Source organism: Mesorhizobium sp. M5C.F.Cr.IN.023.01.1.1 (assembly GCF_003997585.1).
GTDB classification, from domain to species: Bacteria; Pseudomonadota; Alphaproteobacteria; order Rhizobiales; family Rhizobiaceae; genus Mesorhizobium; species Mesorhizobium wenxiniae.
This window is the reverse complement of record NZ_RZSU01000012.1, coordinates 1-18,737: the sequence shown is the minus strand read 5'-3', so window position 1 is coordinate 18,737 and position 18,737 is coordinate 1. Positions and strand designations below refer to the sequence as shown.

Below are 18,737 nucleotides of genomic sequence, written 5' to 3'. Positions count from 1 at the left end.
CTCCTTACCTCTCCATCGAGGAGAGCGTAAAAGTGGAGCCACTACTTGCCCTTCCACACCGGGTCGCGCTTTTCGGCAAAGGCGCGAAAGCCCTCGAGATTGTCCTCCGAGCCGTACAGTGCGTCAACCGTCGGCAATTGGCGGCGCGTCACCCGGTTCATCGCGTCCTGGAAGGTGAGCGATTCGGCGACCCGCGCCGTCTCCTTGATCGCGGCAAAGACCAGCGGCGGTCCGCTGGCCAGCAGCCGGGCGACCTCCCAAACCCGATCCTCCAGCCTGTCCTTGGGCAGCACCTCATTGACCAGGCCCCAGCGATGGGCTTCGGCGACATCCATCCAGCGCCCGGTGAGCAAAAGGTCCATGGCGACATGATAGGGGATGCGCTTCGGCAGCTTGATCGTCGCCGCGTCGGCCAGCGTGCCGGCGCGGATTTCCGGCAGCGCGAAGGAGGAATGATCCGACGCGTAGATGAGATCGCAGGACAGCGCCAGCTCGAAGCCGCCGCCGACCGCCATGCCGTTGACGCAGGCGATGACCGGCTTGTTGAGGTCGCGCAATTCCTGCAGTCCGCCGAACCCGCCGACGCCATAGTCGCCGTCGACCGCATCGCCGCCGGCCGCGGCCTTGAGGTCCCAGCCGGCGCAGAAGAACTTGTCGCCGGCGGTCCTGATGATGGCGACCCGCAGACCCGGATCGTCGCGGAACGCCTTGAACGTCTCGCCCATAAGGCGCGAGGTCTTCAGGTCGATGGCATTGGCCTTGGGCCGGTCGAGCGTGACTTCGAGGATGGTGCCCTCGCGGCGGGTGGTGATGACGTCAGACATTCTTTTTCTCTCCAAGCACCAGCAGCGCGTCGGCGATCCAGGCGCCCTTGCCCTCGGCGCAGACGATCAGCGGATTGATGTCGAGTTCCTCGATCTCGCCGGCATTTTCCTGCACGAAGGCGGCGATGCCTGATATCGCATCGATGGCGGCCGCGACATCGGCCTTGGGCCGGCCGCGATAGCCTTCGAGTAGCGGGAACAATTTGAGCCCGCGCAATGCCGCCTCGATGTCGTCGCGTGTCGCCGGCAGCATCAGCGTGACGCTGTCGCGCAGCAGTTCGACCAGCACACCACCGGTGCCGAGCGTCATAACCGCGCCGAACATCGGGTCGCGGGTGAAGCCGACGAGCAGTTCGGCGACGCCGTCGCGCACCATGCGCTCGACATAGAGGCCGGTGCCGAGCGCATAGAGATCATGGGCGGCCGTGCTGACGGATTCGGCATCCCTGAGGTTAAGCCGCACCGCGCCAAGCTCGGATTTGTGGGTGACGCCCAAAGCCTTCAGCGCAACCGGAAAACCGAGCGCCATCGAGGAGATCACCGCTTCGACCGCATTGCCGGCGCATTCGCCCCTGGGCACGGGAAGCCCGGCCTCGATCAGCCGCGCTTTCGCTTCGGCCTCATCAGGCGTGACATGGTCGCTGGCCAGCGCACCTGACGCGGAGGTGTCGATCGGCTGCGCCTGCGGCTCGCGCCAGGCCCAGCCGATGAAGGCGGCCGCCTGGGCGGCGTCCATTGCCTCGGAAATGCCGAACAACGGCACCATGCCGCGTGCCATCAGCCCGGCGATGTATTCCTCGGGCAGGTTCTCCGGCAGCGAGGAGACGATCGCGCCCTGCGCCTTGTTGGTCTTCAGCGCCGACTCGAAGGCGCGCAGCGTCGTCCACCAGTCGGTATCGGAGCAGCGGTCCGGGCGCGGGAAATCGAGCACCAGCATGTTGAGGTCGAAGCCGCCCGACACCATGGCGGTGAAGGTGGCGGTCATCGCCGGCTCGTTGTTCCAGATGAAGGTGTGGTAGTCGAGCGGGTTGGCCACCGCAACCAGCGGCCCGAGCGTCGATTTGACGTGGGCGCGATGCGTGTCGGTCAGCGCCGGGAAATTCACCCAGCGGCCTTCTGCGCTGTCGGCCATGACAGACGCTTCGCCGCCCGAACAGCTCATCGACGACAGCCGGTAGCCGGGCAGGGGACCGGTGACGTGCAGCAGCTTGAGGGCCTCGATGAAGGCAGGGATGGAATCGACGCGGGCGATGCCGAGCCGCTTCAGGAAGGCATCGGAGGCAGCATCCGAGCCGGCCAGCGACGCGGTATGCGAGACGGTCGCTTGCCGCGCCTGCTCGGAGCGGCCGACCTTCATGGCGATGATCGGTTTCTTCAGCTCTCGCGCCCGCGCGGCCAGCCTTTCGAAGCCGGCTACTGAATCGAAGGCCTCGATATGCAGGCCGAGCGAAGTGACGCGATCGTCCTCGATCAGGCCGAGCGCCATTTCGGAAAGGCCGGTCTGTGCCTGGTTGCCGGCGGTCATCAGAAAGGCGATCGGCAGGCCGCGCTTCTGCATAGTCATGTTGATGGCGATGTTCGACGATTGGGTGATGATGGCGACCCCGCGGCCACCCTCGGCCAGCCTGATACCGCCATGCTGGTCGGGCCATAAAAGCGCGCCGTCGGCATAATTGATCAGGCCGTAGCAGTTCGGCCCGATGATCGGCATCTGGCCGGCCGCCGCGACCAGTTCGGCCTGCAGCCGCTCGCCGTCCTCGTCATAGGCCTCGGTCTCGAGAAAGCCGGCGGCAAAGCAGACGGCGCCGCCGGCACCGCGCTCGGCCAACGCCTTGACCACTTCGATGGTCAAATGCCGGTTGACGCCGACAAAGGCAGCGTCCGGCGCCGCAGGCAGGTCGGCCACCGAGCGATAGGCCTTGCGGCCGGCGACCTCCTCCTTGGTCGGGTGCACCGGCCAGATCTCGCCGGCAAAGCCCATCTTGATCGACTGCGCGACGACGGCGGCAGCTTGCGCGCCGCCGAAGACGGCAATCGTTCGCGGGCGCAATAGGCGCTCAAGTTTGTGCATCGATCAGCCCCCGAACGGGCGCAGCAGCGCCCGCGAGATAATGTGGCGCTGGATTTCCGAAGTGCCTTCCCAGATGCGCTCGACGCGGGCGTCGCGCCAGATGCGCTCCAGCGGCAGGTCGTCCATCAGCCCCATGCCGCCATGGATCTGGATTGCTTCATCGGCGACGAAGGCGAGCATTTCGGTGGCCTTCAGCTTGGCCATGGCCATGTCCTGATCAGTGACGGTGCCCTGATCGTACTTCCAGCCGGCTTCGAACACCATCAGGTCGGCCGCCTTCAGTTCGGTCGCCATGTCGGCGAGCTTGAACGATACGCCCTGGAACTTGCCGATCTGCTGGCCGAATTGCTGCCGCTGCGCGGCGTATTCGACGGCATGGCCAAGCGCCCGCTCGGCCCGGCCGAGACAGGTGGCGCCGACCTGCAGGCGGGTTGCGCCAAGCCACGAATTGGCGACGTCGAAACCCTTGTGGACCTCGCCGAGAACTTGGGCGCCGGGCAGCCGGCAATCGTCGAATTCGAGGATGGCGTTGGTGTAGCCGCGATGCGAGACATTGCGGTAGCCGTCACGCACCGAAAAGCCCTTGGTGCCCTTGTCGACGAAAAAGGCGGTGATCTTCTTGCGCTTGCCGCGCGGCGTCTCCTCTTCGCCCGAGGCCATGAAGACGATGGCAAAGTCGGCAAGGTCGGCATGGCTGATGAAATGCTTGGTGCCGTTCAGCACCCAGTCGTCGCCGTCCTGAACGGCGGTCGCCTTCATGCCGCGCAGATCGGAGCCGGCGCCCGGCTCGGTCATCGCCAGGCAGTCCCATTTCTCGCCGCGAATGCAGGGATAAAGGTATTTCTCGCGCTGCTCCGGCGTGCCGGCCAGAAGGATGTTGGAAGGCCGCGCCACGCAGGTCCAGTGCAGCGCGTAATTGGCGCGGCCGAGCTCTTTTTCGTAAAGCAGCCAGGTCACCGTGTCGAGCCCGGCGCCGCCGACTTCCGTTGGCATGTTGGCGGCATAGAGCCCGGCTTCGATTGCCTTGGCCTTGATCTCCTCGATCAGCTCACGGCGCAGCACGCCGGTGCGCTCGACTTCGCGCTCATGCGGGTAGAGTTCAATCTCGACGAAGGCGCGCGTCGTCTCGACGATCAGTTTCTGTTCTTCGGAGAGGCCAAATTCCATACTATTAGCCTTTCTTCTTTTTCTTCGGCTTTTCAGCCTTGGCTTTTTCGGCCGCCTTGGAAGCGGTGGGCTTCTTCGCCGCGAGCTTGGCGAGCTGCTTGGTATAGTCCTTGTGCAAGGCGCCGGCGCCCCAGCCCTTGCCCTTGTTCTGTTTCGACAGCGCCTCCATGATCGCGACCAGATTGTCGTCGCGGATCTTTTCGAGCTCACGGATCGACAGGCCATGCGCCTGGTCGTCCGACTGGGTGGCGATGAGCTCGACCAGTTCGTCGTTGAACTCCGGCACATCCATCAGCTTGGTCCATGGCCATTTCAGGCACGGTCCGAACTGCGCCATGAAGTGGCGCATGCCGGCTTCGCCGCCGGCGACGCGGTAGACCTGGAACATGCCCATCTGCGCCCAGCGCAGGCCGAAGCCATAGCGCATGATGTCGTCGAGTTCCTCGACCGTGCAGATACCGTCCTTGATCAGCCACAGCGCCTCGCGCCATGCCGCCTCCAGCAGGCGGTCGCCGACAAACGCCTCGATCTCCTTGCGGATCACCACCGGCTTCATGCCGATCGAGGCGTACATCTCCTTGGCGACTTCGATCGCCTCGGGAAAGGTCTGTTCGCCGCCGACGATCTCGACCAGCGGCAGGAGGTAGACCGGGTTGAACGGATGGCCGACGACCAGCCGCTCCGGATGCTTCTTCATCGCCACCTGCATGTCGGTCGGCTTGATGCCGGAGGTCGAGGAGCCGACGATGGCGTTGGCCGGCGCATAAAGGTCGATCTCGGCCAGCACGCGATGTTTCAGGTCGAGCCGTTCAGGTACGCTTTCCTGGATGAAATCGGCATCGGCGACGGCGTCGGCGATGGTCTTGGCAAAGGTCAGTTTGCCTTCCTTGGGCAGGCCGTCGGGCAGCATCTGCTTGTAGGCGCGGCGCGCGCCTTTCATCACTTCGCCGACCTTGCGCGCTGCTTCGGGGTCGGGATCGAAAATCGACACGTCGATGCCGTTCAAGAGCAGCCGCGCCACCCAGCCGGCGCCGATGACGCCGCCGCCTATGGCAGCCGCCTTGGTGATGATGCTCATGCGGAGGCTCCGGTTCTTGTCCTGGCTATTTCCAGGTCGATGAGAGGCACGCGCTCGCCGGCGCGGATCACGGTGGGGTCATAGGCCCTGCGCGCAAACACTTCGAGCACGAAGGGCCGGAAGAAATCGATCGGCAACGTGTCGTAATCCGGATCGAAGCTCGACTGGTCCCAGCGCTCGCAGAACTGGTCGCAATCGTCGAAATAGTGATGGCCTGCGAAACGGTCGCGCGCATGGGGATCGCCGCCGAGATGGTGGGCGTAATAGAGGCGCTGGAAGTCACCGTGCTTTTCCACCACCCAGGTGCACTGCTCGCGCACGAAAGGTTTTAGGATCGAAGCTGCATATTCGTCGTGATTGTAGGGTGCGTAGATGTCGCCGATGTCGTGCAGCAGCGCGCAGGCGATCCAGTCGGTGTCGGCGCCGTCGCGCCATGCGCGCGTCGCCGCCTGCAGCGAATGGCCGAGCCGGGTGATCTTATAGCCGGACAGGCCCTCGTCGAGCTGGACAAGCGCATCAAGCAGCCGTTCGCCGGTCTTCGCCGCATAGTCGATCTCGTGCTCGGTGAGGAAGGCGTAGTCGTCGCGGTCGCCGTCCTTCATGGCGGTGAATTTCACGGTCTTCATCGGCGGCTCCTCCCTACCGATTCCCTGTTCAAAGCGGCGCGCGCTTCGTCAGATTGAGCTTCTTGCGCACTTCTTCCGGGCCGATGACCCTTGCGCCCATGTTCGACACGATGCTGACCGCCCGCTCGACCAGCTGCGCGTTGGTCGCCAGCACGCCCTTGTCGAGCCAGAGATTGTCCTCGAGCCCGACGCGAACATTGCCGCCGGCCAGCACCGCGGCGGCGGCATAGGCCATCTGGTTGCGGCCGATGGAAAACGCCGACCAATTCCAGCTCGACGGCACATTGTTCACCATCGCCATGAAGGTGTTGAGATCATCGGGCGCGCCCCATGGCACGCCCATGCACAATTGCACGAGAGCATCCGGATCCAGCACCTTTTCCTCGACAAGCTGCTTGGCAAACCAGAGATGCCCGGTGTCGAAGGCCTCGATCTCCGGCTTGACGCCGAGCGCCGTCATGATGCCGCCCATGGCGCGCAGCATGCCGGGCGTATTGGTCATGACATAGTCGGCTTCGGCGAAATTCATCGTCCCGCAGTCGAGCGTGCAGATTTCCGGCAGGCACTGGCGCACATGTTCCACGCGGTTGGTCGCGCCGCCCATATCGGTGCCTTTCTCGTTGAGCGGCAGCGGATTTTCCGGCGAACCGAACACCATGTCGCCGCCCATGCCGGCGGTCAGGTTCAGCACCACGTCGACATCTGCAGCACGGATGCGCTCGGTTACTTCGCGATAGAGCTGCACGTCGCGCCGTGGCTTGCCGGTTTCGGGGTCGCGCACATGGCAGTGGACGATCGCCGCACCCGCCTTTGCCGCATCGATGGCTGAATCGGCAATCTGCTTGGGCGAACGCGGCACATGCGGACTACGGTCCTGCGAGCTGCCGGACCCGGTCACGGCACAGGTAATGAAAACCTCACGGTTCATCGTTAGCGGCATGGACTTTCCTCCCAACCAGCACAGACGGCCCAATCAAACATGGGCCTGATCGAACAGACGGCAACAATGCCTGACTTGCCGGAAACTGTTTTGCGTTTTACGAAGATCGCATGATTAAAAACGAAAAGCCTTCGATCTTTCGCGCCGAACGCTCGCCGCTCAAGGTAACGCTTCTGATATTTTCCGGGTCGTCGATCATGTGCGTGGCATCGGCGGTCGATCCGCTGCGCGCCGCCAACCGTATTGCCGGCGAGACGCTGTTCGATTTCAGGCTGGTTTCGGTGACCGGCGAAGCACCGGTCACCACGTGCGGCCTGCCGGTTGCGGTCAGCGGCCGCTTCGATGCGGCGGACACGGCCGATGTGCTCGTCGTCGTTGCCGGTTTCGGCACGCAGAACTATGCCACGTCGGCCCTGCTTGCCGGCCTGCGCCGGGCGGCGCGCGCCGCACGCGCCTGCGGCGGTGTCGAAGCCGGCACCTGGCTGGTCGCCCGCGCCGGCCTGCTGGAAGGGCGCAGCGCCACCACGCATTGGGAGGACATGGAAGATTTCTCGTCGGCCTTTCCCGGCGTCGATGTCCGCCCCGACCGCTACGTCATCGACGGGCCGGTCTTCACCTCGGGCGGTGCTTCGCCGACCTTCGACCTGATGCTGCATCTGATCCGCACGCGGCTCGGTATGGCCGTCGCGCTCGATGTGGCAAGTGTCTTCATCTACGATCAGGCGCGCGCCGCGACCGACGCGCAGCCGCTGGTCTCGCTCGGCCGCCTCGACGGCTACGATCCGCGGCTGGCGCAAGCCATCCGGCTGATGGAAGCCCATGTCGACCAACCCTTGACCATCGCTGCTGTGGCAAAGCGCGCCGGGGTGACGGCAAGAACGCTGGAAAGCATCTTTCGCAAGTCGATCGGCGAGACGCCGGGCGCCTATTATCTCAGGCTGCGGCTGGGTGCCGCGCGCCGGCTGGTGGTCGACACGCGCGTGGCCATGGCCGATATTGCCGGGCGGACAGGGTTCTCGTCCGCCGCGGCATTTTCCAGGGCGTTTTCAAGAGCTTTCGGCGAAGCGCCGGTCAGGCTGCGTAGGGGATAGTCGGGATTAGGCAGCGTCCTGGCGGTCGCTTTTGCCGTCGATGTGCGAGCGCATCTGTCTCGCAAGATGGGTCTCAAAGCGGCTGGCGACCGCGCGATCCCATTCGTTTGCACTGCGCGCACCGTGCTTCGGATGCGGCAGCGCCATCAGCCGGTCGATGATCGATCCGGCCTCTCCAGATGAGAGCAGGGCGTCGATTTCGCGTTCGTGCTGCATATCGTTTCGCCTCCTTCTTTCCGTTCCCGCCACAAACCACACTATACGAGATTCGTGACGGCTGTTTGAAGGCAAGAGCGAGGCGATTGAGGGGCGGTGCGAGGCAAAACCTTGTCGTCGGTTCCGCCCTCGCGCAAAGCTGTTTCGCGCCGGCGGATCGGCAAGAGACCCGCCGGTGCGACACCTCAGACGTACCGGTTGACGACATTCTCGAGCAGTTCCTGGCGGCCGGATCTGGGCTGCGGCTCGATCTTCTTCTTGACGACGCGTTCGGTGATCTCCTCCAGCGTCCGCTTGCCGGCGAGCATCGCCTTGGCCTCGGCCGAGTTCCAGCCGGCATAGCGCTCGGCCAGCGGTCCCGACAGCGCCTTGTCCTCGACCATGCGCGCGGCGGCCTTGAGGCCGCGTGCGCAGCAATCCATGCCGCCGATATGGCCAATCAGCAGATCCTGCGGGTCGAGCGACTGGCGCCGCAACTTGGCGTCGAAATTGGTGCCGCCGGACTTGAAGCCGCCGGCCTGCAAGACCTGGTAATAGGCCAGCGCCATCTCCGGCACATTGTTGGGGAACTGGTCGGTGTCCCAGCCCGACTGGTAGTCGTTGCGGTTCATGTCGATCGAGCCAAAGATGCCGAGCGCACTGGCCAGCGCCAGTTCATGCTCGAAGGAATGGCCGGCCAGGATCGCATGGCCCTGCTCGATGTTGAGCTTGACCTCCTTCTCCAGCCCGAAGCGTTTCAGGAAACCGTAGACCGTGGCGACGTCATAGTCGTACTGGTGTTTTGTCGGCTCCTGCGGCTTCGGCTCGATCAGGATGGTGCCCTTGAAGCCGATGCGGTGCTTGTAATCGACGACCAGGTTGAGGAAGCGGCCGGCCTGTTCCTGTTCGCGGGCAAGGTCGGTGTTGAGCAGCGTCTCATAGCCCTCGCGGCCGCCCCACAGCACATAGTTCTCGCCCTTCAGCCGCTTGGTGACATCGATGCAGTGTTTCACCGTCGCTGCCGCGTAGGCAAAGACATCCGGGTCGGGATTGGTGGCGGCACCCGACATGAAGCGGCGGTTGGAGAACAGGTTGGCCGTGCCCCAAAGCAGCTTGACCCCAGTCTGCTTCATCTTCGCCGCAAAGTAATCGGCGATCTCATCGAGGCGCGCGGCACTTTCGGAAAAATCTTTTCCTTCCGGCCGCACATCGGCATCGTGGAAGCAGAAGTACGGGGCACCGAGCAGCGCAAACATCTCAAACGCGATATCGGCCTTGAGCTTGGCCAGCGCCATCGTGTCGGTGCCGCCGGCCTTGGCAAACCACGGCCGCTCAAAAGTCTGGCCGCCGAACGGATCGCCGCCCGGCCAGGCGAACGAATGCCAGTAGGCGACGGCAAACCGCAGATGGTCTTCCAGCCGCTTGCCGGCGACAATCTCGTCGGGATTGTAGAACCGGTAGGCCAGCGGATTGGTCGAATCCGGCCCCTCGTATTTGATCTTCTGGATGTCGCCGAAAAAGCCGCTGGTCATGATTGTCTGTCCTCTCGCATGGTTCTGTCCTGATTACCTCAGGCGTAATTGGTTTCGCGTTGGCGTTGGATGAAAACGGTCAGGTCAAAGCCACTCAACAAAGGAGACAGACCATGACCGACCTCAACACGATCGCCGAAAACTACATCACTGCCTGGAACGAGAGCGACGCCGTGCGCCGGCAAGCCTTGCTCAAGGCGGCCCTCACCGAGGACGTCAGCTACCGCGATCCGATCATGCAGGGCGACGGCCATGACGGCGTCGCCGCACTGATCGAAGGCGTCCAGCAGCGTTTTGCCGGCTTCCGGTTTTCGCTGAAGGGCAAGCCGGACGGATTTGGCGACACGATCCGCTTCTCGTGGAATCTCGGGCCGGAAGGCACGGATTCCGTCATCGAAGGCACCGACATCGGCGTCATCGAGAATGGCCGCCTGAAAAGCGTCACCGGCTTTCTCGACAAGGTTCCGGCACAGTGACGTCATCTCAGGCCTCGGCGGGGGTGGGAAACCACTCACGCCGTGGCGGCCTTGATGGCTGGGTAAAGCAAGCGGTAGCGTTGATAGGCATCCGCATAGGCATTGCTTAGTGCGGCGACCGGTTCGATGGTGGCATCGGTGGCCGGCGCCGTGCACACTCTGAGCGGATCGGCGCCCGCCGCCGCGATCATGCCGAGTCGCGCCGCACCGAAGGCAGCGCCGAAATCGCCATCGGCCGGGATGTCGACGGGCAGGCCGAGCGCGGTGGCGATTGCCTTCAGCCAGTAGCGCGAGCGCGAGCCGCCGCCGATCGCCGTCACCCGCGTCAGCGTCGTGCCGGACGTGGCCAGGGCCTCGAGACTGTCGCGGAAGGCGAAAGCCACACCTTCGACTACCGCCCGGGTCAGCACAGCGCGGCTCGATTCATGCGCAAGCCCGGTGAACGCGCCGCGGATGGCCGAGTCATTGTGCGGCGTACGCTCGCCGGAGAGATAGGGCAGGAAGGACACGCCGGTCGGCGCTTTCAGCCTATCGCCGAGTTCGGCGGTCAGCTCGCCAGCGCCTTTCCCCGATATCTCCGACAGCCAATTGAGCGAATCGGTTGCCGACAGGATGACGCCCATCTGGTGCCAGGTGTCGGGCAGCGCGTGGCAGAACGTATGCACCGCGCTTTCCGGGTTTGGCAGATAGGCGGCGTTGGCGGCAAACAGCACGCCTGACGTGCCAAGCGAGACGAAGGCCTGGCCGGCGGCGACCGTGCCCATGCCGCAGGCTGACGCCGCATTGTCGCCGGCGCCGCCGGCGATCGGGATGCCGGCCTGCATTCCCCATTTCGAGGCCAGTTCGCTGCGCAGGGCGCCGGCCTTCTCAGTGCCTTCGACCAGTGACGGCATCTGCTTCTCGTCGAGCGACGTGGCGGAAAGCAGGTCGGATGACCAGCCTCGCTTGCCGACATCGAGCCAGGACGTGCCTGCCGAGTCCGACATCTCCGAAATATGTTCGCCGGTGAGCCAGAGCCGCAGGAAATCCTTCGGCAGCAAGACCTTTGCCACTTTCGCGAAAACATCCGGCTCGTTGTTTTTCACCCAGACCAGCTTTGGCGCGGTGAAACCGGGGAAGACAATGTTGCCGGTCAGATTGCGAAAGCGCGGATCGGCGTCGAGCTTGGCCGCCTCGGCATGGCTGCGCGTGTCGTTCCACAGGATGCAGGGGCGCAGCACCTGGTCGCCGGCATCGAGCAATGTAGCGCCGTGCATCTGGCCGGAGAGGCCGATGCCTCTGATGGCAGCGAGCTGCCCCGGATGGGAGGCCTTCAGCTCGGCGATCGCCTCCTCGCAGGCGCGGATCCAGTCGGCGGGGTTCTGCTCCGACCAGCCGGGATGCGGCCGCGAAACGTCGAGCGACGCATGGCCGGAGCCGATGACGCTCTGCCCGGCGTCGATTAAAAGCGCCTTGACGCCCGACGTGCCAAGATCGAGGCCGAGATACATGGTGTCCTCCCACTGCCATTAATTTTTTCGGATCTCGAAAAAATCTGACTTCGCAGTTTTTAAGACAAGATCCGCCTCCGGTCAATTCTCCGACAAATCGGCGGCCCGCCGCGAGAACAGCGCCGAGAGCGGACTGTCCGGCCGTGCCAGCGCGCGTTCCGCGGCAAGCGCACTCGCCAGCGCATGATCGCCGGAACGCAACGCCGCTTCGATCAGCGTCAGGTCGATGATGTCGCGTTGCGCGTGGCTGCCGCCGAACCGGTGAGCGATCGCCCGGATTGGCCGGACCAGGCGCACCGTCTCGATGTAGTTGCCGTCGCCGAATGCTTTGATGGCGAGCGTCAAGGGATGGCCGACGTCGCGGGTGAAGGCGGCGTTGTCGTCGTTGCCGTGCATGGCCTCGCTCTGCGCCTCGAGCAAGGCGCGAACCGGCGCTTCTTGGCCGGCGCCGACGAAGGCCATCATCGCGTGGGCATCGTTGAAGGCATAATTGCCGGCGCTGGCCTTGGCCCAGTTGGCGGCGAGCGCCGCCCAGCGGGCGCCGACATCGACGCCGCCGAGATGCAGCCGCCACAGGATCGCCGAAGCGTCGACCATGTTGAGCGCCAGCGTCGAGCGCTCGCCGTAGATCGGCCCGTCATAGAGCGCCAGCACCTGTTCGGTCTCGCCGAGATCGTAGTGAAACAGCGCCAGATGCCACCAATTGTGCACTTGCAGAAAGCTTTCCTTTGTCCACGCTTCGGGGTTGGCTCGCATCCAAGCGATGCCGTCCTTTTGCCGGCTCTGCATTTCCATGACATGGGCGACGGCGTGCTGTGCCCAGCCGTCGCGCGGCTCGATGTCGACTGCCATGCGGCCAAGCCTTTCGGCGCGCGCAAAGTCGCCCATTTCCTCCAGGCCGAACGCCTGCATGCCGAGTATGGCGTGGTAGCCTGGCATGCCGCTTTGCCACGACGGCAGCGCGCGGCCGATGCGGTCGCGCAGCATGCGGGCATTGCCGGTGAAGAAATCGATCTGGTGCCCGGTCTGCAGCGCCAGCGCATCGAGCGGAAACTCGATGGCGATATCCTCGAGCAGACGGGCGGCTTCATGCCAGCGTCCTGCGGCAAGACGGCCGAGCGCAGCGACATGCGCCTGCTCACGCGGCGTCGCCGCAAGCGGCAGCGACGCCTCATAGCAAGTCCTGGCCACGGCTGTCGCCTCACGCTCGGTGGCGAGGCCGAAGAGATAGCCCTTGAACACATGCGCCATGACCAAGTCGGGATCCTCGGCGATGGCGCGATCGACCGAGCCGACCGGATCGCCGATGAAGCATTGCAGTTCGCGGACAGCCTGGCTGTAGGACGAGAACCCGGCCTCGGTTGCACCCGAAAATGTCAGGCCGAATGCGTCCCTGACTGGCATGTCATGTCCTCAATTGCCCGAGCGCATCGCCACCGTCGCGATGCCGGCGCCGACCAGCAGCGTGCCGCCGGTGCGGTTGAAGATGCGGATCGCCAGGGGATTACGCACGACGTTGCGCGCCCTTGCCGCGATCAACGCGTAGCCGAAGGCATTGGCGAAGGCGAGCGCCAGGAAGGTCGTTTCGAAGATCAGCATCTGCGTCCAGAAGTCGGCGTGCCGGTCGAGAAACTGCGGCAGGAAGGCGACGAAGAAGGTGATGCTTTTCGGGTTGAGCGCGGTGACCAGCCAGGCATGCGCCATCATCTTGGCCGACGACACCGCGTCTAGGCGCGGCTCGGCCTTGAGCGTGCCACCGGCGCGAAACAGCTTTACGCCGAGATAGATCAGATAACCGGCGCCGATCACCTTAAGCAGCGTGAATACGGTGGCCGACGCCGCCAGCAGCGCGCCGATGCCCAGCATCGACAGCGTCATCGCCGTGAAGTCGCCGAGCGCCACGCCGACCGCCATCGGCAGCGCGGTGCGCCAGCCCTGGCCGAGAGCATAGGACACGACCAGAAGGATGGTCGGGCCGGGAATGACAAGAAGGATCGTCGAGGCGGCGGCAAAGGCGGCCCAGTTTTCGAAGGGCATGTTCGTCTCCTTGAGCTCAAAGAAAAGGATAAATCCTTGGGCTCGCAAAGATGTAAAGGGGCAGCATCGAAAATGTGCGGCGCGACGGCTCGGGCCGGGAGGTTAAGGAAGGCCAAGACGTCTTCACGCTTTTTCAACCATGATTGGTGAAAATGCACTCTATCCGGCCGGACCGTGTTTCCGCCGACAGCGTAGGGTTTGGGTAGATGCGTGAGTTGCCGCAAGGTCTGACGCCGCCGTACAATGGCGACGAAATCGAAATCGATATTTCCGAAATCCAGCTTTCCCGCCGCGCAGTGTTGTCCGGCGCCGGTGCACTGGCGCTGCTCGGCGTCGCCGGCTGCAGCCAGACGCTCGATTTGTCGGCGCTGCAACTCGACGGCGTCACCACCGGCGCGATCACCCCCATCCGCCCAAGCATCAGCGTCGACAAGAACATCACCAGTCCCGATGTGATGTATGCCTCCGTCACCGACGGCGGCTTCACGCTGCCGGAAGTGCCCTACCTCAAAGTCAAGCCGGAGTTCCGTCGCCAGATCGTCGTCGACCCGACCGGCGAGCAGCCCGGCACCATCGTCGTCCATTCGCAGGAGCGGCTGCTCTATCTGGTGCAGCCCGGCGGTGACGCGATCCGCTACGGCGTCGGCATCGGCAAGGAAGGCTTCCGCTGGTCCGGCCGCGCCAACATTCAGTACGGCAAGGAATGGCCGACCTGGACGCCGCCGGCCGAGATGATCGCCCGCAAGCCGGAACTGGCGAAATGGCAGGCCGGGCAACCTGGCGGCCTCGACAACCCGCTCGGCGCGCGCGCCCTCTACATCTACCAGAACGGCCACGACACCGGCTACCGCATCCACGGCTCGCCCGAATGGTGGAGCATCGGCCAGGCGATGTCGTCGGGGTGCGTTCGCCTGATCAACCAGGACATCATCGACCTCTACAGCCGCGTCTCCAGGAAGAACCCGGTCGTCGTCGTCTGACCCTCCCGGTTGTCGTCTGATCTGATAGCGGGCCGGCGCGGCCGCTCGACTCTCCCGTTGCGTGATCTTGCAAGACAGGCGAATGTGCCTGCAAAGCCACTGCTCGGGAGACGTGAAGCATGTCCGGAACTTTTGTGATCGCGCAAGGCGGCGGTCCGACCGCCGTCATCAACCAGACGATGGTGGGCGCTGCGCTCGAAATCCGCAAGCGGCATCCCGGCGCTAAGGTCCTGGGCTCGATCCATGGCGTGCGCGGCATTCGTGACGGCAACTATGTCGATCTCTCAGCCATTCCAGAGGATCGGCTGCGGCTGATTGCGGCAACGCCGAGCGCCGCACTTGGCTCGACGCGCGACAAGCCGGATGACGCCTATTGCGAGATCATCCTCAATGGTCTGAAGAAGGCCGGCGCCGACGCGTTCATCTATATCGGCGGCAACGACACATCGGGCACGCAGCAGATCCTGACCGATGCCGCCGGCGGCAAGATGGCTTTCGTCCATGCGCCGAAAACCATCGACAACGATCTCGAGGAGAACGACCACACGCCCGGCTTCATTTCGGCAGCCGAGTTCGTCGCCGGCGCCTTCCTCTCGGTCGACCTCGACTTCCGTGCTCTGCCGGGTATCTATGTCGGCATCGTCATGGGGCGGCATGCCGGCTTCCTCACCGCCGCCGCTGCCGCATGGCAACTTGACCCCGACAGCGGCCCGCATCTCGTCTATGTGCCGGAGCGGCCGTTCTCGGCTGCGGCCTTCATCGACGACGTGCGCGCCACGCTCGACCGCCACAAGCGCTGCATCGTTGCCGTGTCCGAAGGCGTCAGCACCGCCGACGGCAAGGCACTGGTCGAAAGCCTTGTCCCGCCGGAGAAACTGGAGCGCGATGCGCATGGCAACGTCAAGCTGTCGGGCAGCGACCTGCCGGCCGCCCTCGAGCGCGCGCTGGCCGAAGGATTGCCGGGCAAGCGGGCGCGTGTCGATGCGCTCGGCTACATGCCGCGCGGCTATGTTGGCGCCATCAACGCCGTCGATGCGCAGGAAGCCTTCGATGCCGGGGTTTTTGCGGTCGCTGTCGCCGAACAGGGCGGCGGCTCGGTGGCGCTGCAATATGACGGCAAGAAAACCGTGCTGAAGAAGGTGCCGCTGCAAAACGTCGCTGGCAAGACCCGCCACATGCCCGACGATTTCATGCTGCCGGAGGTCAACCAGCTCTCCGATGCAGGCATGGCCTATCTGAAGCGACTGGTTCCGGAAAAATACAGGGTTGGAAAACCGTTCGTCTGATGCCGGCCCTCTTCTGATGCCGGATATCTTGTGATGCTTGACTGGTTCAGCAAGACGAAGGTCGACGCCGTTACAACCATGCTGACCGAGCCGTTCGTGCATGATTTCGTGCGCGCCAACATCTGGCATCTTCGCGGCCGCGACGTCGACCTGCTTGTCGACACCGGCATGGGCATCCGCCCGCTGGCGCCGGAGATCGACACGCCGGCGGGCAAGCCGCTGCTGGTCGTCGCCACCCATATCCATCTCGACCATGTCGGCTCGCTGCACGAATTCCCGCTGCGGGCCGGGCCGAGACACAGCGCCGCGTATTTCAACAGCATGGATGACGCCGTCACCTACGCCCACATGTTCCACGATCTCGACGGCGCCGTCTCGAAGCTGCCAGCGCCCGGCTGGAAAGCAGCCGATTACAAAATTCCGCCGGCGCCGCTGACGCGAACACTTGACGAGGGCGACACGGTCGATCTCGGCGACCAGCAATTCCGCGTGCTGCACCTGCCCGGCCATTCGCCCGATTCGATCGCGTTGTTCGACGAGGCCGACGGCCTGTTCTTCGCCGGCGACGCCATCTACGACGCGATGCTGATCGACGACCTGCCGGACTCCGACCGATCAGCCTATCGCCGGACGATGCAGCGGCTGCTCGATCTGCCGATCCGCATCGGGCATGGCGGCCACGGCCCGAGCTTCGACGCCAAACGGATGCGCGAGATCGCGACCGGCTATCTCAGGCGGACAGACGGGATCGGCGCATAAGAGGCTTCGATGGCCGCAGGACAGAGCCGGGAAGAGATGCGAGCTCGTGATACCTGTCGGCAATTTGTTCTTGCTTTGTGCCGGCGATTATGTTATCGATTTCCGCATAGTGCTGATCGCGCCAACAACCCGCCGCCAGGCGGGTTTCTTGTTTCAGGTCGGCGCTACACCTCTTCATCGTTCGACTCCAGCCATGCATCTGGCGAGCGGGCGACACCGACCCGATAAATTAAATCTTCGTAATATCATCTGGTAACCGCGATCGCCGCCCTAGATGCGGGGGCTGTCGATCCGGTCGGCTGCCTCCAGGCGAGACAGGCAAGACGACCCTCGACACGTCCGTCAAGATTCTGGTTGCCCGACAGAGCATCTTCGAGAAGACTGGTGAAGGCCGACAGACGGCCTCAAGCAAACGGATTGTCTCGATGGTCACCCGCGGCTTCTCTTCAGGACGAAAGCCCCCTACGGATGCGGATGCGCGCATCCCGCCGGGGCAGTATCTCGAGCAGGGATTCCCGGTGCTGTCGGCCGGGCCGACGCCGCGCGTGCGCACCGAGGACTGGTCGTTCACGCTCAAGCACGGACCGCGGCCGATCAAGAAGTGGAACTGGACAGAGTTCAACGCACTGCCTTTGACCAAGATGACGCGCGATATCCATTGTGTCACCGCGTGGACCAAGTTCGACACGGCGTGGCAGGGCGTGCTGGTCGACGATATTCTGGCGGATGCCGGCATTGAGCCACTGAGCCCCTTCACGCTGGCGCTGTCCTTCGACGGCTACACCACCAACGTGCCGACGAAAGATCTCACCGCCGGCAAGGCGATGGTGGCGCTGCTTTACGAAGGCAAGCCGATCACGCCGGACCATGGCGGCCCGGCGCGGCTGCTGGTTCCGCATCTCTATTTCTGGAAATCGGCCAAATGGCTGAACGGGCTGCAGTTCACCGAGCGCGATGAGCCCGGGTTCTGGGAGTTGCGCGGCTATCACATCTATGGCGACCCGTGGCGCGAGCAGCGCTATACGGGCGATCCATGAGCGACGGGCCGGCGGCGCAGTCGCCCTGGCAGACCGTCACCATCCGACGCATCGAAAAGCGCACGCCGCGCGTCACCAGCTTTTTCCTCGAGCCGTCGCGGCCCTTCGCCTATCGTGCCGGGCAGCATGTCGATGTCAGGCTGACGGCGCCGGACGGTTATCAGGCGGGTCGCTCCTACTCGATCGCCTCGGCGCCGGAAGCCGGCGAGACGATCGAACTGGCGATCGAAAGGCTCGATGATGGCGAGGTCTCGCCGTTCTTCCACGATATCGCGGCTGTTGGCGACGAGGTCGAATTGCGCGGACCGCTCGGCGGCCACTTCGTCTGGTCCGACGGCGACGGCGGTCCGCTTCTGCTGGTCGGCGGCGGGTCCGGCGTGGTTCCGCTGATGGCGATGATCCGCCATCGCGCGGCGCGCAGATCGGCGGTGCCCGTGGCACTGGTGTTTTCCGCACGGGTCTGGGACGAGTTGATCTTTCGCGACGAGCTGATCGACTTCCACGATCGTCGGGACGGCTTCGATCTGGTGCTGACGCTGACCCGCGAGGCCGCCCGGCGCCCGGCGGACTATTCGCGGCGGGTCGATGCCGCGATGATAGAGCAATCGATGGTGCGGCTGCCCGCGCCGCCAAGGTTCGCCTTTGTCTGCGGCTCGAATGCCTTCGTGTCGGCCGCCGCTCAGGCGCTGATCGATGCCGGCGTTCCGGCAGGCCTCATCCGCACCGAGCGCTACGGGGTTTAATGCATGTCGCGCAAAAGTGTGCAGCGGTTTTGCGATAACGACATGCATAGAAAACGACAACGTAAAGCGCGTCGCATAAGGCCGGCCAACGCGACGCGCTTTAGCCGCCTCGCCGGTCAGGCGTCGATTTCGAGCGCCGTCAGTGGCTTCGAACAGCACGCAAGGATGAAGCCATCATCGATCTCGTGATCGAGGATGCCGCCATTGTGGCTCATCTCGACTGTGCCCGAGACCTTTTTCACCTTGCAGGTTCCACACAGGCCGAACTCGCAAGCCGCTGGGATGCGCACGCCCGAAGCGCGCGCCGTCTGCAGCACGGTCTGGCCGGCAACGCAGTCGGCATCGACATCCGAAAGCGAAAAGCGGATCGGCGTTGCGGCCTCGGCAGGTGCCTCGACCCCGCCC

At 64.3% G+C, this 18,737-nt stretch carries 19 protein-coding genes; 7 read left to right on the top strand and 12 right to left on the bottom strand.

Annotated features, from left to right (window positions below; all coding sequences use genetic code 11):
• Nucleotides 1-41 precede the first annotated feature (41 nt).
• From EOA78_RS07340 to EOA78_RS07315, 6 genes are read right to left on the bottom strand one after another with little or no spacing between them, the layout of a single operon-like run.
• A complete protein-coding gene (locus tag EOA78_RS07340) occupies nt 42-824 on the bottom strand; it encodes a carnitinyl-CoA dehydratase (protein WP_127314542.1) in 783 nt (260 codons plus the stop codon).
• Nucleotides 817-2,895 (bottom strand): acetate--CoA ligase family protein, encoded by a 2,079-nt coding sequence (locus EOA78_RS07335; protein WP_127314541.1) that lies wholly within the window; start codon nt 2,893-2,895, stop codon nt 817-819. The genes EOA78_RS07340 and EOA78_RS07335 overlap by 8 nt, the downstream gene beginning before the upstream one ends.
• A gap of 3 nt (nt 2,896-2,898) precedes the next feature.
• Complete coding sequence (locus EOA78_RS07330; protein WP_127314540.1) at nt 2,899-4,062, bottom strand: acyl-CoA dehydrogenase; 1,164 nt, start codon at nt 4,060-4,062, stop codon at nt 2,899-2,901.
• A gap of 4 nt (nt 4,063-4,066) precedes the next feature.
• A complete protein-coding gene (locus EOA78_RS07325) occupies nt 4,067-5,140 on the bottom strand; it encodes a carnitine 3-dehydrogenase (protein WP_127314539.1) in 1,074 nt (357 codons plus the stop codon).
• Entirely contained in the window at nt 5,137-5,766 is a 630-nt protein-coding gene (locus tag EOA78_RS07320; RefSeq protein ID WP_127314538.1) for an HD domain-containing protein, read from the bottom strand. Before EOA78_RS07320 ends, EOA78_RS07325 begins: the two co-directional genes overlap by 4 nt.
• 28 nt (nt 5,767-5,794) lie before the next feature.
• The gene (locus tag EOA78_RS07315) at nt 5,795-6,706 is read right to left on the bottom strand and encodes a 3-keto-5-aminohexanoate cleavage protein (RefSeq protein WP_127314537.1); all 912 of its coding nucleotides are present in this window, start codon (nt 6,704-6,706) and stop codon (nt 5,795-5,797) included.
• 110 nt (nt 6,707-6,816) lie between these two features.
• On the opposite strand from EOA78_RS07315, the gene EOA78_RS07310 reads away from it, so the two are divergent.
• On the top strand, nt 6,817-7,797 hold the full coding sequence (locus tag EOA78_RS07310; RefSeq protein WP_127314536.1) for a GlxA family transcriptional regulator: 981 nt from the start codon (nt 6,817-6,819) through the stop codon (nt 7,795-7,797).
• Nucleotides 7,798-7,803: 6 nt separating this feature from the next.
• Here EOA78_RS07310 and EOA78_RS07305 read toward each other — a convergent pair whose 3' ends face one another.
• Both EOA78_RS07305 and xylA read right to left on the bottom strand, forming a co-directional pair.
• Nucleotides 7,804-8,013 carry a hypothetical protein gene (locus EOA78_RS07305; RefSeq protein ID WP_029347507.1) on the bottom strand — a complete coding sequence of 70 codons (210 nt, stop codon included), beginning with the start codon at nt 8,011-8,013 and terminating at the stop codon, nt 7,804-7,806.
• Between the two features lie 185 nt (nt 8,014-8,198).
• Nucleotides 8,199-9,524: a xylose isomerase gene (xylA, locus tag EOA78_RS07300; RefSeq protein WP_127314535.1), complete on the bottom strand. Its 1,326-nt coding sequence runs from the start codon at nt 9,522-9,524 to the stop codon at nt 8,199-8,201.
• Nucleotides 9,525-9,637: 113 nt separating this feature from the next.
• On the opposite strand from xylA, the gene EOA78_RS07295 reads away from it, so the two are divergent.
• Nucleotides 9,638-10,000: a nuclear transport factor 2 family protein gene (locus EOA78_RS07295; RefSeq protein ID WP_127314534.1), complete on the top strand. Its 363-nt coding sequence runs from the start codon at nt 9,638-9,640 to the stop codon at nt 9,998-10,000.
• A gap of 35 nt (nt 10,001-10,035) precedes the next feature.
• Here the strand turns inward: EOA78_RS07295 and xylB are convergent, their stop codons facing one another.
• The 3 genes from xylB to EOA78_RS07280 all read right to left on the bottom strand — a co-directional run bounded on the left by xylB (nt 10,036) and on the right by EOA78_RS07280 (nt 13,527).
• Nucleotides 10,036-11,490, bottom strand: a complete 1,455-nt coding sequence (gene xylB, locus EOA78_RS07290; protein ID WP_127314533.1) for a xylulokinase — start codon at nt 11,488-11,490, stop codon at nt 10,036-10,038.
• A gap of 81 nt (nt 11,491-11,571) precedes the next feature.
• Entirely contained in the window at nt 11,572-12,894 is a 1,323-nt protein-coding gene (locus tag EOA78_RS07285) for a tetratricopeptide repeat protein (protein ID WP_127314532.1), read from the bottom strand.
• 9 nt (nt 12,895-12,903) lie between these two features.
• Nucleotides 12,904-13,527: a LysE family translocator gene (locus EOA78_RS07280; protein ID WP_127314531.1), complete on the bottom strand. Its 624-nt coding sequence runs from the start codon at nt 13,525-13,527 to the stop codon at nt 12,904-12,906.
• 206 nt (nt 13,528-13,733) lie between these two features.
• On the opposite strand from EOA78_RS07280, the gene EOA78_RS07275 reads away from it, so the two are divergent.
• The 5 genes from EOA78_RS07275 to EOA78_RS07255 all read left to right on the top strand — a co-directional run bounded on the left by EOA78_RS07275 (nt 13,734) and on the right by EOA78_RS07255 (nt 18,332).
• Complete coding sequence (locus EOA78_RS07275) at nt 13,734-14,507, top strand: L,D-transpeptidase (RefSeq protein ID WP_127314530.1); 774 nt, start codon at nt 13,734-13,736, stop codon at nt 14,505-14,507.
• A gap of 119 nt (nt 14,508-14,626) precedes the next feature.
• Nucleotides 14,627-15,793 carry a diphosphate--fructose-6-phosphate 1-phosphotransferase gene (locus EOA78_RS07270; RefSeq protein WP_127314529.1) on the top strand — a complete coding sequence of 389 codons (1,167 nt, stop codon included), beginning with the start codon at nt 14,627-14,629 and terminating at the stop codon, nt 15,791-15,793.
• Between the two features lie 33 nt (nt 15,794-15,826).
• Nucleotides 15,827-16,552: an MBL fold metallo-hydrolase gene (locus tag EOA78_RS07265; protein ID WP_127314528.1), complete on the top strand. Its 726-nt coding sequence runs from the start codon at nt 15,827-15,829 to the stop codon at nt 16,550-16,552.
• 425 nt (nt 16,553-16,977) lie between these two features.
• Entirely contained in the window at nt 16,978-17,589 is a 612-nt protein-coding gene (locus tag EOA78_RS07260; RefSeq protein ID WP_127314527.1) for a molybdopterin-dependent oxidoreductase, read from the top strand.
• Nucleotides 17,586-18,332 (top strand): FAD-binding oxidoreductase, encoded by a 747-nt coding sequence (locus tag EOA78_RS07255; protein ID WP_127314526.1) that lies wholly within the window; start codon nt 17,586-17,588, stop codon nt 18,330-18,332. Before EOA78_RS07260 ends, EOA78_RS07255 begins: the two co-directional genes overlap by 4 nt.
• 116 nt (nt 18,333-18,448) lie before the next feature.
• On the opposite strand, the gene EOA78_RS07250 is transcribed toward EOA78_RS07255, so the two are convergent.
• A partial coding sequence (locus tag EOA78_RS07250; RefSeq protein ID WP_127314525.1) for a 2Fe-2S iron-sulfur cluster binding domain-containing protein occupies nt 18,449-18,737 on the bottom strand: 289 nt, incomplete at its 5' end.